The organism is Vibrio sp. 1402 (genome assembly GCF_033340275.1).
On record NZ_JAWOWE010000002.1, the window covers coordinates 111,393 to 128,134 of the forward strand.

Genomic DNA, 16,742 nt, shown 5'->3' on the forward strand with positions numbered 1-16,742 from the left:
TTATATTTTGACGTGAAAAATGGATTCAAAAATCAAACTCGCTCATTACGAGGAAAGAGGGTAATGTCTTAACTCGTAAAATGAGTTAAGACAATGTCAGGAATCTCAGCGAATTATGATTTGCGAGCGACAAGAACCGCGCGGCGAGGGGCAGGGTAGCCTTCTACAGTCTTGCTTGGGTCGTTCGGATCTAAGTAGTCAGGTAGAGAGTTATGCGTCATCCAATCTGTGGTACGTTGTTCATCTACGGATGTGATGTTTTCATCAACGATACGAACATCTTCAAAACCGACCAATTCTAACCACACTTTTAGGGCTTTTGCTGAAGGGAAGAAATAGACATTACGCATTTGCGCGTAACGAGAAGTCGGGACCAGTACTGCATTCTCATCACCTTCAATCACGAGTGTTTCCAATACGAGTTCACCACCAGATACCAATTGATCTTTTAGTTGCACTAAATGATCGAGAGGCGAGCGGCGATGGTAAAGCACGCCCATGCTGAATACCGTATCGAACGCTTCTAACTTAGGTAGTTGTTCAATACCCAATGGCAATAGGTGTGCACGTTGGTCATCGCCCATTAGTTTACGAATTGCTTCGAACTGAATTAGAAACAGGTGAGATGGATCGATACCGACAGTTAAGCGTGCACCTTCGCCTAGCATGCGCCACATGTGGTATCCGTTACCACAACCTACATCGAGTACGCTGCGATTCTTTAATGGTGAAATATGCGGAAGCACGCGGTCCCATTTCCAATCACTGCGCCACTCAGTATCAATATGGATGCCGTGTACGTTGTATGGGCCTTTGCGCCAAGGATGGAATGTACGAAGTAAGCTTTCTAGCTTTTTAAGTTCCCCTTGAGGCATGGGCTCATTGTTTGAAATCGTGACAGAATCAACAATGTCGATGTTGTCCGGTCTACCCGCTGGGATTTTGTTCAGGGCTTTCAACCAGCGACCAAAGTCACCGTGCTCTGCATTTTGCCAATCCGTTAGCTGTTGTGGAAGCACATTAAGCCAAGGTTGAAGACGGGTGTCTTGGGCAATCAATTGGTAGAAATTTGCAAAGTTAAACATAGTTAGTTAATCGCTGAGTTGATGGGTATAAATTATTAACAAAAGCCGAAATCGGTATGGTTCAGGCTTTGTATGCATGGTCTATTTAATCGCGAACATGGAGCCGAAGTTAAAGCATTGGAACCAAACGTCATAGCTAGAAAAGCCAATTTTAGCGAAACGCTCTTTATGTTCTTTCTTTGAATCTGGGCGCATTACGTTTTCTATCGCGCTGCGCTTTTGGCTGATTTCTAGTTCGCTATAACCATTCGCACGTTTAAAGTCGTGGTGAAGGTCAATTAACAGCTCGTTCGACACTTCATCTTCGAAGACGAATTTCTCAGATAGAATCAAAATGCCGCCCGGACGAAGGCCAGCGTAAATTTTTTCGAGCAAGGAGTAACGATCTTCTGGAGAGAGGAATTGCAAAGTGAAGTTCAACACCACCACTGACGCGTTTTCAATTTCGATATTGCGAATGTCTGCTTCTACTACATCCACAGGAGTGTCACTGCGGTAAGCGTTGACGTGAAGTTTACAACGCTCAACCATTGCAGGAGAGTTGTCCACTGCGATGATTTGGCAACCTTCTTGTTTGATATGGCGACGCATAGACAATGTTGCAGCACCCAAAGAACAGCCAAGGTCATAGATGTTTGAGTGAGGTTTTACAAAACGCTCTGCCAGCATACCGATTGCAGAAATGATATTGCTGTAACCCGGTACCGATCGTTGAATCATGTCAGGAAATACTTCCGCTACGCGTTCATCGAACGTGAAATCCCCAATTTTATCGATTGGAGCCGAAAAAATAGTATCTGGATTGCTCTTAGGGTTCATAACTAAGTCTCTGCATACAAGCCGCCTGAAAATGTCAGGCACCAAAAAAGGCGCGTATTTTATGGGAATTTCGCGCCTCTGTCATGTGTTGCGTTAGAACATCTGTAACTGCGAGTTGCCATCGTCAGCTGGGAAAGGTGATAACTCAGGGAGTGTGATACGCTTTTGTATGTCTTTATATAGGTTTGCGGCCAACTCTGGCGCAATTATATTGTCTGCGGTATGGATCATGACATATGGCTGTTTACCTTCGGCAATCCATTGTGGCAACTTGTTGAGCCATGGTTTAAAAAACTCGTAATTTTGTTGTTCTTCTGGATGACCAATAAAGCGAATCAAAGGATGTGAAGCGGTAGCAATGGCGTGAACAGGGACTCGTGGTTTTTTCATTTGTGCATCAATAATCGCCTCATTGTCGGGCTTAGCGGCAAAGACTGGGCGGCTATCCATAATAATGCGGTCAATATTATTCTCTACTAACCATTGGTTAAGTGCTCGCTCTTCTTCGCCTTTGGAGAAAAATGCCATATGGCGAACCTCAACACCGAGAGGGAAGTTAGGTGGAAAGCTCGCGCAGAACTTTTTCAGTCGATCAAGGTGCTCAGGACCAAATGCGGCTGGTAATTGAATTGTCCATTGGCCTACACGGTCATGCAAAGGCTCCATGACTTTCATGAAGTCTCTCAGTTGTTCGCTGCAACCTCTTAGCATTTGCTCATGAGTAATGGCTTTAGGAAGTTTGAAAGTAAAGCGAAAATCATCGTGGGTTGCGGCTCTCCAGTTTTGCACTGTATTGAGCGTCGGTGTGGCATAAAATGTCGTGTTGCCTTCCACGGTATGAAACACTTGCGCATACCTTTCTAAACGTTCAGCGGGCTTTGTCCCGCTGCCGTAAAAACTTTGTTGCCATTGATTGTGCGACCACATTGTCAATCCAAGTCGAAGAGGTAAGTTATCCATTATTCTTTACTGCTTGCTACTCGTGTGAATACTTTACGAGAGTTTTGCTGAAATAGGTAATTTCACGCTATAATCCTCCCCAATTTTTTCGCTTTGGTGAGCTTTTGAACATTTGTTGTACTAAAAAGCACCAGTGAATGATAAAACACACGTAATTGTATGTTGAGTAGTCGATTTTCGTGGACATTCAGCGTATAACTGAATCTTTACTCTGCTTAGCAATGAGGCTGACAGAGCGTAGTTAACAACATTTGAGAGATTGGGAATTTCATTATGCGTACCCATTACTGTGGTCACCTGAACAAGTCCCTTGCAGGACAAACTGTAGAACTTTGCGGCTGGGTTAACCGTCGTCGTGATTTAGGCGGTCTTATTTTTATCGATATGCGAGATCGCGAAGGTATCGTTCAGGTAGTTGTTGATCCAGATATGGCAGATGCGTATGAAGTGGCTAACACACTTCGTAATGAATTCTGTATCAAGCTAACTGGTGAAGTTCGCGTTCGTCCAGAAAGCCAAGTAAACAAAGACATGGCAACAGGTGAAGTTGAGATCCTTGCGAAAGGTCTTGAAATCATCAACCGTTCTGATGTTCTGCCTCTAGACTTCAACCAAAAGAACTCTGAAGAGCAACGTCTGAAGTACCGTTACCTAGATCTACGTCGTCCAGAAATGAGCGACCGTATCAAGCTACGTGCTAAAGCGTCTAGCTTTGTTCGTCGTTTCCTAGATGACAACGGCTTCCTAGACATTGAAACACCAGTACTAACAAAAGCGACACCAGAAGGCGCTCGTGACTACCTAGTACCTAGCCGTGTTCACAAAGGCAGCTTCTACGCGCTTCCTCAGTCTCCACAGCTATTCAAACAGCTTCTAATGATGTCTGGTTTTGACCGTTACTACCAAATCGTTAAGTGTTTCCGTGATGAAGACTTGCGTGCTGACCGTCAACCAGAATTCACTCAGATCGATATCGAAACGTCATTCATGACGGCTGACCAAGTTCGTGCAACGACTGAGAAAATGGTTCGTGAAATGTGGCAAGAGCTACTAAATGTTGACCTAGGTGAATTCCCAGTAATGCCGTTCAGCGAAGCGATTCGTCGTTTCGGTTCGGACAAGCCAGACCTACGTAACCCACTGGAACTAGTAGACGTTGCTGACCTAGTGAAAGATGTTGAGTTCAAAGTATTCTCAGGTCCAGCAAACGACGAAAAAGGCCGCGTTGCCGTTATTCGCGTTCCAGGTGGTGCATCTTTGACTCGTAAGCAAATTGATGGCTACGGTGAATTCGTTGGCATCTACGGTGCGAAAGGTCTAGCTTGGATGAAGGTTAACGACCGTGCAGCGGGCATGGAAGGTATCCAATCTCCAGTCGCTAAGTTCCTAAATGAAGACGTGATCAACGGCATTCTAGATCGTACTCAAGCGGAATCTGGTGACATTATCCTATTTGGCGCTGATAAAGCGGGCATCGTTGCAGAAGCAATGGGTGCGCTACGTTTGAAACTAGGTAAAGACCTAGAGCTAACGGATGAGTCTGCATGGGCTCCACTATGGGTTGTTGACTTCCCAATGTTCGAAGAAGATGACGAAGGCAACCTACACGCGATGCACCACCCATTCACATCGCCTCTAGGTGTGACTGCAGAAGAGCTAAAAGCAAACCCTGCTGCGGCAAATTCTAACGCTTACGATATGGTTCTAAATGGCTACGAAGTGGGCGGCGGCTCTGTTCGTATCCACAACGCAGATATGCAAGAAGCCGTATTTGATATTCTAGGTATCACACCTGAAGAGCAACAGCTTAAGTTCGGCTTCCTGCTTGATGCGCTGAAATTCGGTACGCCTCCACACGCTGGTCTTGCATTTGGTTTAGACCGTCTAGTAATGCTGCTATGTGGCACAGAGAACATCCGTGATGTTATTGCGTTCCCTAAAACAACAGCAGCGGCGTGTCTACTAACAGACGCACCAAGTATTGCGAACCCAGCAGCGCTAGAAGAGCTAGCAATCGCAGTAACTGCAGCGAAAGAAAAAGACGCAGAATAAGCGCACAACATTTGAAGAAAACTCCCGCAACTGCGGGAGTTTTTGTTTAAATAAACCCAAGAAACTTCCAAAGCAATTTCCCAAGCAACGCTTTTTAGAACATGTCTGCTATTAAGCGTCAAAATACATTAAAAGGTGAATTATGGCTGGTCATAGTAAATGGGCGAATATTCGTCACCGTAAAGCAGCGCAAGATGCGAAGCGCGGCAAAATCTTTACTAAATTAATCCGTGAAATCGTTGTTGCGGCAAAAGAGGGGGGCGGTGAGCCAGAAAATAACCCACGTTTGCGAGCAGCAATTGATAAAGCACTGTCTAACAACATGACACGTGACACTGTCAACCGCGCTGTCAGCCGAGGTGCTGGTGGTGAAGGCGACGACAACATGGAAACCGTGATCTATGAAGGTTATGGTCCAGGTGGTACGGCGGTCATGGTCGAATGTATGACGGATAACCGAAATCGTACGGTATCTGGCGTACGCCATGCATTCTCAAAGTCAGGCGGTAATCTGGGGACGGATGGTAGCGTCAACTATCTTTTCGACAAGAAAGGCGTGATTTCATATGGCCCAGGTTTAGATGAGGATGCGGTAATGGAAGTGGCATTAGAAAGTGGTGCTGATGACATTGAAACGGCAGAAGATGGCTCGATTGATGTCTACACGGCCCCAGGCGATTTTGGACTCGTAAAAGATGCTCTTGATGCCGCAGGGTTTGAGGCAGAGAACGCTGAGGTGTCGCTGATCCCATCTACGAAAGCAGATTTGGACGCGGATACTGCGCCAAAACTACTTCGTTTGATTGACGCTTTGGAAGATCTGGACGACGTTCAAGAGGTTTATCACAATGGTGATATCTCTGACGACGTTGCGGCTACGCTAGATTAAACTCAAGGTGTCGGGAGCGGTATTTGCTCCGAAGTTAGCAAGTAATAATAAAAAGACTGAGGCCGAATTAGGCCTCATTTTTAGGAACATTCATGTCAATTATTTTGGGCATTGACCCAGGTTCGCGCATTACCGGCTATGGGGTCATTCGTCAAAATGGACGCCACTTGCAATACCTTGGTAGTGGCTGCATTCGTACTTCAGAAAAAGAACTTCCGGGTCGGCTTAAACAGATTTATGCAGGCGTCACGGAAATCATTACCCAGTTTCAACCGGACGTTTTCGCGATCGAGCAAGTGTTTATGGCCAAAAACGCGGATTCAGCGCTAAAACTTGGCCAAGCTCGTGGCAGTGCAATTGTTGCTGCGGTAAATGCGGAGTTGCCGGTATTTGAATACGCGGCTCGTCTTATTAAGCAAGCTGTCGTCGGCACTGGTGGCGCGGACAAAGCGCAAGTTCAGCATATGGTTCAGCAGATGCTTAAATTGCCCGCCAAGCCTCAAGCGGATGCAGCCGATGCTTTAGGTGTGGCGATTTGTCATGCCAATACTAACAAGACTCTCGTTGCGTTAGCGGGCAAAGCAACCAGTGCCAGAAAAGGGCGCTACCGTTAAAATTAACTGGATGTCTATCCAGTTCTTTATTATCCTGTCGCAAATTCATTTCCAAAGAGTATTTATAGTGATTGGACGTCTTCGTGGCATACTGATTGAAAAACAACCACCTGAAGTATTAATTGAAGTTAATGGCATTGGCTATGAAGTCCAGATGCCAATGAGCTGTTTTTACGAACTGCCAAATGTTGGCGAAGAAGCCATTATTTATACTCACTTTGTTGTCCGTGAAGATGCGCAATTGCTATACGGTTTCAACACAGTAAAAGAACGAGCACTTTTCCGTGAAGTGATCAAAGCCAATGGCGTTGGTCCTAAACTCGGTCTTGGTATTCTCTCTGGTATGACAGCAACGCAATTTGTTACTTGTGTGGAACATGAAGACGTTTCTACGCTGGTTAAGCTTCCAGGCGTTGGCAAGAAAACCGCAGAGCGATTGGTTGTTGAAATGAAAGACCGCTTGAAAGGGTGGGGCGCTGGCGATCTATTTACACCATTTACGGATGCTGCTCCTGCGGATTCTGGTGCAACATCCAACAACGCAGAAGAAGAAGCAATCAGTGCGCTTCTAGCTCTAGGTTACAAGCCGACTCAAGCGTCGAAAGTGGTATCTCAGATCGCTAAACCGGACATGAGCAGTGAGCAAATGATCCGTGAAGCTCTAAAATCAATGGTGTAACGCTGGTTGCACAGTGAACATTTGTTCAAGATAACTCATTCTCTAAGGTTAATGCCAATCGCTTAACGATGTTTTTTGTGTCATTCCAGCGAGCCTGGCGAGACTGGGAATCTAATAGCAGCACGCTGAGCGGTTAATGAAACAATTTGACCATAAATCGCTCGGATAGAAGATCCTGTATCACGCTCCTTCGTCGCTGTACAGGATGACGAGATATAGAAATATGCCACTTGCTGTTAAACGAGCGGCATTATTCTCTCAGGTAACCATTTTTCAAGGTAAAAAGATGATTGAAGCCGATCGTTTAATCGCGCCAGAAAACCCTGCCTTTCGTGATGAAGATGTCATTGATCGTGCTATTCGGCCAAAAAAATTAGCGGATTACCAAGGTCAGGACCATGTCCGTGACCAAATGGAGATCTTCATTAAAGCTGCTCAGTTACGTAGCGAAGCACTTGATCACCTTTTGATTTTTGGTCCCCCAGGTTTGGGTAAAACCACACTTGCGAATATCGTTGCCAATGAAATGGAAGTGAACATTCGCACTACTTCAGGCCCTGTACTTGAGAAAGCAGGCGATTTGGCCGCGCTGTTAACCAACCTTGAAGAAAACGATGTGTTGTTCATCGATGAGATTCACCGCTTGAGTCCGATGGTTGAAGAGGTGCTATATCCGGCGATGGAAGATTATCAACTGGATATTATGATCGGTGAAGGTCCGGCCGCTCGTTCTATTAAGATCGATTTACCACCGTTTACGTTAATTGGTGCGACGACCCGAGCGGGCTCTTTGACGTCACCATTGCGCGATCGCTTTGGTATTACTCAGCGCCTTGAGTTTTATAAGATAAAAGACCTTCAAGATATTGTGCAGCGAAGCGCGGATTGTTTAGGTTTATCAATGGAACCTGAAGGTGCATTGGAAGTGGCAAGACGTGCGCGTGGCACACCACGTATTGCTAACCGTTTGCTACGCCGTGTTCGTGATTATGCGGAAGTGAAAGGCAATGGTCACATTTGTGCCGATGTTGCCGATAAGGCGTTGAATATGCTTGATGTGGACGCCGAAGGCTTCGATTACATGGACCGTAAGCTACTACTCGCGATTATGGAAAAATTTGGTGGTGGTCCGGTCGGGCTCGACAACATGGCAGCGGCGATAGGTGAAGAAAAGGACACTATTGAAGACGTTCTTGAACCTTATCTTATTCAGCAAGGTTATTTACAACGCACTCCGCGTGGAAGAATCGCGACAGATCGTGCGTATTTGCATTTCGGAATTGAAAAATAAGATTCCCTCGCTGGGCCTTTGTTGCCCAGCGCTTCATTAAAGTTGACCAAACTCACATTTTTTGAATTTTTTCTCATACTGGTTTAGTAAGTAAAAAGCATTGATTGTTAACTCGATGTTTGCTTGCAACTGGTTAATTTCTCTCCTGATTACTCTCTCTTAACATCCGTATCCAATACTGGTTGATCTAGATCAATGTGATGGATTTTTGTGCAAATTCCGCGCATAAACATTGATGTATATCAAAGCGCGTTACGGCTATAAACCTTTTGAAACAATCTGTTTTTACAAGTAATATTAGCCCCAGCTATATTAGCTGATGCTTAACAATTAACTAACCAATGAAGCACATTTTTGCAACAATGAGTTGTGATAATTCAACATTTTTCAAGTGTAAATAACACCTGAATATGGATTGCAATATGTAGAGAGTGTCATTCAGCCGACACATAGGAGTTACCATGATTGACGTAGTTGATCTATCGCGGTTGCAGTTTGCACTGACAGCGATGTATCACTTCCTATTCGTACCATTGACCCTTGGTATGGCCTTCCTTCTGGCCATTATGGAATCGATGTACGTAATGACGAACAAGCAAATCTATAAGGACATGACCAAGTTCTGGGGTAAGCTATTCGGTATTAACTTTGCACTTGGTGTGGCGACAGGCCTTACCATGGAGTTCCAGTTTGGTACGAACTGGTCTTACTACTCCCACTATGTAGGTGATATCTTCGGTGCACCGCTAGCGATCGAAGCACTTGTCGCATTCTTCCTGGAGTCAACTTTTGTTGGTCTATTCTTCTTCGGGTGGGATCGTCTATCTAAACGCCAACACTTAGCGGTTACCTGGCTTGTGGCACTAGGCTCTAACTTCTCTGCTCTTTGGATTCTTATCGCAAACGGCTGGATGCAAAACCCAGTAGGCGCAGATTTCAACTTCGAAACCATGCGAATGGAAATGGTGAGCTTCTCTGAGGTTGTACTAAACCCAGTTGCTCAGGTTAAGTTCGTGCATACGGTTGCTTCTGGTTACACTTGTGGCGCAATGTTTATTCTAGGCATCAGTTCATACTACCTATTAAAAGGTCGTGACATTGCGTTTGCTCGTCGTTCGTTTGCTATTGCTGCTTCTTTCGGTATTGCAGCTATCTTATCTACCATCGTTCTTGGTGACGAATCTGGCTATGAGCTTGGTGAAGTTCAAAAAGTGAAACTCGCTGCAATTGAAGCAGAGTGGCACACTGAACCTGCACCTGCCGCATTTACGTTATTTGGTGTTCCTAACCAGGAAACGATGCATACCGATTACGCAATTAAGATCCCTTACGTAATGGGTATTATCGCGACACGCTCTTTTGATGAGCAAGTAACAGGTCTTCGTGATTTACGTGATGAACACGTCGATCGTATTCGTGACGGCATGTACGCTTATGAACTTCTAGAGAAGCTTCGTGCGGGCGATAAGTCAGAAGAAAACATGACTGCGTTTGATGAAGTGAAAGGTGACCTAGGTTACGGTCTACTTCTAAAGCGCTACACAGACAATGTTGTTGATGCAACAGAAGAGCAAATCCAAGCTGCTGCGGACGACTCAATCCCAACAGTATGGCCGCTATTCTGGTCATTCCGTATCATGGTTGCTTGTGGCTTCATCATGTTGTTTGTCTTTGGTGCGGCGTTTATCCAAACGTGTCGTCAGAAGATTGAACAGAAACAATGGATTCTAAAAGCTGCACTATTTAGCATTCCACTACCTTGGATTGCAATTGAAGCGGGTTGGTTCGTCGCTGAGTACGGCCGTCAGCCTTGGGCTGTAGGTGAAATTCTACCAGTGCATGTTGCAGCTTCTGCGCTAACTGCAGGTGAAATCTGGACTTCACTCTTCGCAATTCTGGCGCTATACACGGTATTCCTGATTGCAGAAGTTTACCTAATGTTGAAATTCGCTCGTAAAGGCCCAAGTAGCCTGAAAACGGGTCGCTACCACTTCGAGCAAAATGCTGACTCTGTTGAAGACAAAGTTAGTCGCCAAGTAGAAGCGTAAGGTAAGGAGATAACAAGATGTTTGATTACGAAATCTTGCGACTCATCTGGTGGGTACTAATCGGTGTTCTACTAGTTGGTTTTGCAGTAACAGACGGCTTCGATATGGGTGTAGGCGCGCTTGTACCTATCATCGGTAAAAACGACACGCAACGCCGTGTCATGATTAACTCAATTGCTCCTCACTGGGATGGTAACCAAGTTTGGCTTATCACTGCTGGTGGTGCACTGTTCGCTGCTTGGCCTTTGGTTTACGCAACGTCATTTTCAGGCTTCTACTTAGCGATGATTTTGACACTAGCAGCGCTATGGCTTCGTCCTCTGGGCCTAGACTACCGCTCTAAAATCGAAGATCCAAAATGGCGCAATACCTGGGATATCTGTATCTCAATCAGTGGTTTTGTTCCGCCAATCATCTTTGGTGTAGCGTTTGGTAACCTTCTACAAGGTGTACCATTCCAATTGAGTGAGTTCTTGATGCCAACATACCATGGCTCATTCTTTGGTCTACTAAACCCATTTGCACTGTTGTGTGGTCTAGTAAGCTTGTTCATGATTTTGATGCAAGGTTCTACTTGGCTACAAATGAAAACAACAGGCGAAGTGCATGTGCGTGCGCGCAACGTTGCTCAGTTGGCTGGTTTACTGACGGTTGCTGCGTTTGTAGCGGCTGGTTTCTGGATCCAAAATATCGATGGCTACGTCATTGTTGGCGGTATCGACACTAACGCTGCTTCTAACCCTCTAAACAAAGAGGTTATCCGTGAAGCTGGTGCGTGGATGAAGAACTTTGAAAACTACCCACTACTATGGGCTGCTCCTGTATTAGGTGTTGCAATGCCGCTTCTCGCTGTATTGGCATCTCGTCTTGAAAAATGTGCGATTTCGTTCATTACTTCAAGCTTGGGTGTTGCTGGTGTTATCTTTACTGCAGGTTTTGCGATGTTCCCATTCATCATGCCTTCAGACTTAATGCCAAGCCACAGCTTAACAATGTGGGATGCAACGTCATCTGAGCTGACTCTGAACCTAATGACAGGCGTTGCGTTTGTTATGGTGCCAATCATCCTTGGTTACACATCTTGGACTTACTACAAGATGTTTGGTCGCCTTGATGACCAGTACATTGAAGACAACAAAAACTCACTTTACTAAGGAGCATTTACTATGTGGTATTTCGCATGGATTCTAGGTGTACTACTTGCTTGTGCATTCGGTATCATCAACGCTCTTTGGCTAGAGCACTCAGAAATGATGGATAAAGACAGTGAGTAACCTCGCTGATAAGGTAGCGAAACTTCACGCACCAATGGATAAGACTCTGCTACGAGTCTTATCTCTCATCCTTGGCTTTATGCACGTAGGATTGGTGATGTGGGACCCTGAAGCTTACCATCAAGCAATTGGTGGTTTTAACTCAATCATCGCACCAGCACTGATTTGGTCTGTATGTTCAAGCATGGTGTATGGGGTGGGCTTCAAGCCAAGAAACTGGTACTGGCAAGTTTTGTTTAGTCCTTATTTCTCGTTAGCTATCTTAATTTATCTAACGGCACTTTATTTCATTTAGGCTGAAATATGCTGTAATAAAGTCGGTTACTAAATTATCGAATAAAAGCTAGGTATCTCGCCTAGCTTTTATTTTTTCTACAAATTTCAAAAATATTTCCTTAGCTCGGTACCAATTGCTGTCGCTTCAGTTATAGTAATTACTTTAAAGAATTGAATATATTGGTACTCCCTTGCAAGGCACATCAAATCTCTTTCACTGGCCGATCACCGTGTACTATGAAGACACTGATGCGGGCGGTGTTGTATATCATTCTAATTATCTAAAATTCTTTGAGCGCGCACGGACAGAGATGTTACGTGCTAAAGGCATTTCTCAACATGTGTTACTGGAACAAAATATCGGCTTTGTTGTCCGACACATGGATATCGATTTCAACCAAGGGGCTAGGCTGGACGAGCATCTGACAGTCGTAACCCGAGTGTCAGAAATAAAACGTGCTTCTCTGCAATTCTGTCAAGAGTTGGTCAATGATCAAGGCAAGATATTGTGCAAGGCCTCGGTTAAGGTAGCATGTATCGATAATAAGAAAATGAAACCAATAGCTATTCCAACCTTTATAAATTCGGAGCTAACAAATAGTGACTGCTGATATTTCCATTTTAGATCTCTTTCTTCAGGCCAGTCTGTTGGTAAAGCTTGTGATGCTGACGTTGCTTGGCATGTCAATTGTGTCATGGGCAATGATCATCAAGCGCAGCAAAGTGCTTTCTCAAGCGTCAAAAAATGCAGAGCAGTTTGAAGACAAATTTTGGTCGGGTACTGATCTTTCTCAGCTTTACCAAAAAGTAAAAGCGCGTAAAGACGAAATTGAAGGCACAGAAGAAATCTTCTACGCAGGTTTTACAGAGTTTGCTCGCCTACGTAAGAGCAACGCAAATTCACCAGCTTACATCATGGAAGGCACTGGCCGCGCAATGCGCGTTGCTGTTTCTCGTGAAGTTGATGAGCTAGAAACAAGCTTACCGTTTTTGGCAACAGTCGGTTCTATAAGCCCTTATATCGGCCTATTTGGTACCGTTTGGGGCATCATGCACGCCTTTATTGCGCTGGGTGAAGTAAAGCAAGCTACGTTGTCTATGGTTGCACCGGGTATCGCCGAGGCACTTATCGCGACAGCGATGGGTCTATTTGCGGCTATTCCGGCAGTAATGGCGTACAACCGCCTAAGCAATAAAGTGAGTAAACTAGAGCACACTTACGCAACATTTTCTGAAGAATTCCACAGCATCCTTCATCGTCAAGCGATGGCTGGCCGAGACAGCGCGGATAAGGAATAAAGCATGGCGGGTTATCAACCTAAAAAGCGAAAAATGACAGCGGAGATCAACGTTGTTCCGTATATCGACGTAATGCTCGTACTGTTGATCATTTTTATGGCGACCGCTCCATTTGTGACTCAAGGCGTCGACGTTGATCTTCCGAAAACATCGACTGCAGAATCTATGCAAGACCTTGCTGGCGAGACTGACAGTAGCTTTATTATCATCGAAATTGATAGCGAGGGTAATTTAGGCCTAAGCGTCAATGATGAAGAAGTTCAGCGAGGTTTGTCGTTGCAAGATGTTATTGTGCGAGTGAAAGCGGAGCGAGAGGTTAAGCCAGATTCACCAGTTGCGGTAGGTGGCGACGCGGCAACACCATATGCCGATGTTGTTCTATTGCTGGATGAACTAAGTCGAGCTGGTATCCCTAAGGTAGGTCTAATGACCGATATCAGGGAATAGACATCAATTATCTATGAAAGATCACAAGAAGAAACCCAACCAATACACCAAACCGATAGCAATATCGGTTGGTTTGCATGCAATTCTAGTTGCAGCCCTGCTTTGGGGGACGGACTTCAATATGTCTAAACCAGAGCCTACAGGGCAAATGGTTCAAGCTGTTGTCATCGATCCAAAACTTGTGCAGCAACAAGCGAAAGAAATTCGCCAGCAACGCGAAAAGGCAGCGAAAAAAGAACAAGAGCGTCTTGATAAACTGAGACGCGAAGCAGAGCAGCTAGAAAAAAACCGCAAAGCTGAAGAAGAGCAAATTCGCAAGTTGAAAGAGCAGCAAGCGAAAGATGCTCAAGCGGCACGAGAAGCAGAAGCTGCGCGTAAGAAAAAAGAGCAAGAGCGCAAGCAGGAAGAAGAACGTGTTCGCAAAGAAAAAGAGCGAGCTGCTAAGCTAGAAAAAGAGCGCAAGGAAAAAGAAGAAGCCGTGCGTAAAGCTGAGCAGGAGCGTTTAGCAAAAGAAGCGGCTATCGCAAAAGCTGAGCAAGAACGTTTAGCTCGTGAAAAAGCAGCAAAAGAAGCGGAAGAAAAAGCACGTCGTGAGCGTGAAGCAGCTGAAAAAGCTGAACAAGAGCGCATCGCAAAAGAGAAAGCGGCAAAAGAGGCAGCGGAGCGAGAGCGTAAAGCGAGAGAAGCAGCTGAGCGTGCCGAGCGTGAGCGTAAAGCTCAAGAAGCCGCGTTAGATGATATTTTTGCGGGTCTCGAGGATGAGGTCAGTAAAAACAGTGCTGCGCGCAATCAATTTATTGACGACGAACTTTCTCGTATGTCATCCATCTATACTCAAAATATTCAGCAAAAGCTGATTAAGGATGACTACTTGCTGGGAAAGGAGTGTAGGGTAAACATCAAATTGATTCCGACAGGAACTGATATGATGGTCTCTGGTGTTACCGTTTTGAGTGGCGATACTCGAGTATGTGCTGCGGCGAAGCGAGCAATAGCTCAGGTAGGGACGTTCCCTAAATCTTCAGAATCAGCGGTCAATGAAAGACTAAAAGACATCAACATAACTGTTGCTTTGGACTAAAAGGAATAAGACGTGATTAGACGCCTTTTACTAGGAATGTTTGTACTGTTTAGCAGTATGACAAATGTGGCGAATGCCGCATTAGAGTTGGTCATTACCGATGGTATTGATTCAGCACGACCAATTGCTGTTGTTCCGTTTAAGTGGGAGGGCACACAAGCGCTTCCAACGGATGTTTCTGCTGTTATCGCCTCGGATTTACAACGTAGTGGTAAATTCAGCCCAGTTCCAACGAGCAAAATGCCACAAACACCGTTCAGTGAATCAGAAGTTAATTTTGATGCTTGGACCAATTTAGGTGTGGATGCGCTATTGACTGGTTCAATCAAGCAAAACGACCAAGGTGACTACGTTATCAACTATCAACTTGTTGATATTGTGCGTGGTCAGTTAACAGGTGGGAAGAGTAAGGCGCTTGGTAGTGACGGTGAATTGGTTCTGTCAAAAGATCATGTGCTGTTCAATAAAGTAGCCACTGTTCAAGGGCCTCGTATGCGTGAGTACGCTCACCGTATCTCTGATTTGGTGTATGAACAGTTAACTGGCGACCGTGGCGCTTTCATGACTCGTATCGCATATGTGGTAGTGAACGATAAAGACCGTTTCCCTTACCAACTTCGAGTCGCTGATTACGATGGCTACAATGAGCGTCTGGTTTTACGTTCTAAGCAACCATTAATGTCACCAGCGTGGTCACCAGATGGTAAAAAGCTTGCGTATGTTAGCTTCCAAAATGGCCAAGCAGAAATCTTCATCATGAACATCTACACCGGTGAACGTGAGAAAATTACTTCATACCCACGTCACAATGGTGCGCCAAGATTTTCGCCAGATGGCAATAAGTTAGCGATTGTTCTTTCTAAAACAGGCTCGCTTCATGTTTATACGTTTGACCTTAACACTCGTAAGCTGACGCAAATTACGCGTGGCAGATCAAATAATACGGAACCGTTCTGGTATCCGGATGGAAAATCGTTGATTTTCACATCGGATAGGGGTGGTAAACCACAGATTTATCAAGTAAATTTGGGCAGCGGTTCTATTGACCGTTTGACTTGGCAAGGCAGCCAAAATTTGGGTGGTCAGATTACTCCTGATGGGCGATTCCTAGTTATGGTGAACCGCAGCAACGCAGGATTTAATTTGGCGAAACAAGATTTGGAAACTGGTGCTCTTCAAGTCTTAACTAAGACCTTGCTTGATGAGTCTCCTAGTATTGCCCCAAACGGTGGCATGGTTGTGTATAGCTCGATTTACAACAAGAAAAACGTACTATCGATGGTGTCAATTGATGGTCGATTCAAAGCTAGATTACCGGCAACAAATGGGCGTGTTCGAGCGCCTGCATGGTCACCGTTTTTGTAGTAATAAGTTTGATTAATAAAGGAAAATAAGATGCAACTGAACAAGGTTCTAAAAGGGCTACTAATCGCGCTTCCTGTAATGGCTGTTACAGCGTGTAGTTCAAGCGACGACGCTGCTTCTAACACTGGTGCAGCAACAAACAACAATGGCGCAGTGGAAACAACAGTAGCTACGCCAATTGATCAAAGCGGTCAGTTGACAGAGCAAGAGCTAAAAGAGCAAGCGCTACGTGAAACTCAAACAATCTACTTTGCTTTTGACAACTCAACAATTGCAGCAGATTACGAAGAGATGCTAGCGGCTCACGCTTCTTACCTAAGCAAGAACCCAGCACTTAACGTAACTATCGAAGGTCACGCTGATGAGCGCGGTACACCTGAGTACAACATTGCTCTAGGTGAGCGTCGTGCACAAGCAGTAGCGAACTACCTACAAGCACTAGGTGTTCAAGCTGACCAAATCTCAATCGTTAGCTACGGTGAAGAGAAGCCACTTCTTCTAGGTCAATCAGATGAAGTTTACGCTAAGAACCGTCGCGCGGTTCTAGTATACTAATTCGAGGT

Annotated in this window: 18 protein-coding genes; 15 read left to right on the top strand and 3 right to left on the bottom strand. The window is 45.1% G+C overall.

Annotated features, from left to right (window positions below; genetic code table 11):
- Positions 1-113 precede the first annotated feature (113 nt).
- The 3 genes from cmoB to R7044_RS03960 form a co-directional block, all read right to left on the bottom strand.
- Entirely contained in the window at positions 114-1,085 is a 972-nt protein-coding gene (gene cmoB / locus R7044_RS03950; protein ID WP_017820038.1) for a tRNA 5-methoxyuridine(34)/uridine 5-oxyacetic acid(34) synthase CmoB, read from the bottom strand.
- Between the two features lie 81 nt (positions 1,086-1,166).
- Positions 1,167-1,904, bottom strand: coding sequence for a carboxy-S-adenosyl-L-methionine synthase CmoA (cmoA, locus tag R7044_RS03955; RefSeq protein WP_017635063.1), 738 nt, complete (start codon positions 1,902-1,904; stop codon positions 1,167-1,169).
- Positions 1,905-1,997: 93 nt separating this feature from the next.
- On the bottom strand, positions 1,998-2,831 hold the full coding sequence (locus R7044_RS03960) for a DUF72 domain-containing protein (RefSeq protein WP_225455363.1): 834 nt from the start codon (positions 2,829-2,831) through the stop codon (positions 1,998-2,000).
- Between the two features lie 306 nt (positions 2,832-3,137).
- On the opposite strand from R7044_RS03960, the gene aspS reads away from it, so the two are divergent.
- The 15 genes from aspS to pal all read left to right on the top strand — a co-directional run bounded on the left by aspS (position 3,138) and on the right by pal (position 16,734).
- Entirely contained in the window at positions 3,138-4,916 is a 1,779-nt protein-coding gene (gene aspS / locus R7044_RS03965; RefSeq protein ID WP_064353747.1) for an aspartate--tRNA ligase, read from the top strand.
- Between the two features lie 142 nt (positions 4,917-5,058).
- Positions 5,059-5,805: a YebC/PmpR family DNA-binding transcriptional regulator gene (locus R7044_RS03970; RefSeq protein ID WP_005378402.1), complete on the top strand. Its 747-nt coding sequence runs from the start codon at positions 5,059-5,061 to the stop codon at positions 5,803-5,805.
- Positions 5,806-5,897: 92 nt separating this feature from the next.
- A complete protein-coding gene (gene ruvC / locus R7044_RS03975; protein WP_005387909.1) occupies positions 5,898-6,419 on the top strand; it encodes a crossover junction endodeoxyribonuclease RuvC in 522 nt (173 codons plus the stop codon).
- A 67-nt stretch (positions 6,420-6,486) separates the two neighbouring features.
- Positions 6,487-7,098 (top strand): Holliday junction branch migration protein RuvA, encoded by a 612-nt coding sequence (ruvA, locus tag R7044_RS03980; RefSeq protein ID WP_005378313.1) that lies wholly within the window; start codon positions 6,487-6,489, stop codon positions 7,096-7,098.
- A 286-nt stretch (positions 7,099-7,384) separates the two neighbouring features.
- A complete protein-coding gene (gene ruvB, locus R7044_RS03985) occupies positions 7,385-8,389 on the top strand; it encodes a Holliday junction branch migration DNA helicase RuvB (RefSeq protein ID WP_005378312.1) in 1,005 nt (334 codons plus the stop codon).
- A 461-nt stretch (positions 8,390-8,850) separates the two neighbouring features.
- Positions 8,851-10,437 (top strand): cytochrome ubiquinol oxidase subunit I, encoded by a 1,587-nt coding sequence (gene cydA, locus R7044_RS03990; protein WP_005378311.1) that lies wholly within the window; start codon positions 8,851-8,853, stop codon positions 10,435-10,437.
- A 17-nt stretch (positions 10,438-10,454) separates the two neighbouring features.
- Positions 10,455-11,591, top strand: a complete 1,137-nt coding sequence (gene cydB / locus R7044_RS03995) for a cytochrome d ubiquinol oxidase subunit II (protein WP_006742909.1) — start codon at positions 10,455-10,457, stop codon at positions 11,589-11,591.
- A 12-nt stretch (positions 11,592-11,603) separates the two neighbouring features.
- On the top strand, positions 11,604-11,711 hold the full coding sequence (cydX, locus tag R7044_RS04000) for a cytochrome bd-I oxidase subunit CydX (RefSeq protein ID WP_000270284.1): 108 nt from the start codon (positions 11,604-11,606) through the stop codon (positions 11,709-11,711).
- The gene (gene ybgE / locus R7044_RS04005; protein ID WP_005378304.1) at positions 11,704-12,006 is read left to right on the top strand and encodes a cyd operon protein YbgE; all 303 of its coding nucleotides are present in this window, start codon (positions 11,704-11,706) and stop codon (positions 12,004-12,006) included. Before cydX ends, ybgE begins: the two co-directional genes overlap by 8 nt.
- 172 nt (positions 12,007-12,178) lie before the next feature.
- A complete protein-coding gene (ybgC, locus tag R7044_RS04010) occupies positions 12,179-12,598 on the top strand; it encodes a tol-pal system-associated acyl-CoA thioesterase (RefSeq protein WP_017820044.1) in 420 nt (139 codons plus the stop codon).
- Positions 12,588-13,286, top strand: a complete 699-nt coding sequence (gene tolQ, locus R7044_RS04015; protein WP_005378301.1) for a protein TolQ — start codon at positions 12,588-12,590, stop codon at positions 13,284-13,286. The genes ybgC and tolQ overlap by 11 nt, the downstream gene beginning before the upstream one ends.
- A gap of 3 nt (positions 13,287-13,289) precedes the next feature.
- Positions 13,290-13,733 carry an ExbD/TolR family protein gene (locus R7044_RS04020; protein WP_005378298.1) on the top strand — a complete coding sequence of 148 codons (444 nt, stop codon included), beginning with the start codon at positions 13,290-13,292 and terminating at the stop codon, positions 13,731-13,733.
- A gap of 13 nt (positions 13,734-13,746) precedes the next feature.
- Complete coding sequence (gene tolA, locus R7044_RS04025) at positions 13,747-14,814, top strand: cell envelope integrity protein TolA (protein ID WP_213872593.1); 1,068 nt, start codon at positions 13,747-13,749, stop codon at positions 14,812-14,814.
- 12 nt (positions 14,815-14,826) lie between these two features.
- The gene (tolB, locus tag R7044_RS04030) at positions 14,827-16,179 is read left to right on the top strand and encodes a Tol-Pal system beta propeller repeat protein TolB (protein ID WP_225455364.1); all 1,353 of its coding nucleotides are present in this window, start codon (positions 14,827-14,829) and stop codon (positions 16,177-16,179) included.
- A gap of 30 nt (positions 16,180-16,209) precedes the next feature.
- Positions 16,210-16,734, top strand: a complete 525-nt coding sequence (pal, locus tag R7044_RS04035; RefSeq protein WP_005378293.1) for a peptidoglycan-associated lipoprotein Pal — start codon at positions 16,210-16,212, stop codon at positions 16,732-16,734.
- Positions 16,735-16,742: the final 8 nt, after the last annotated feature.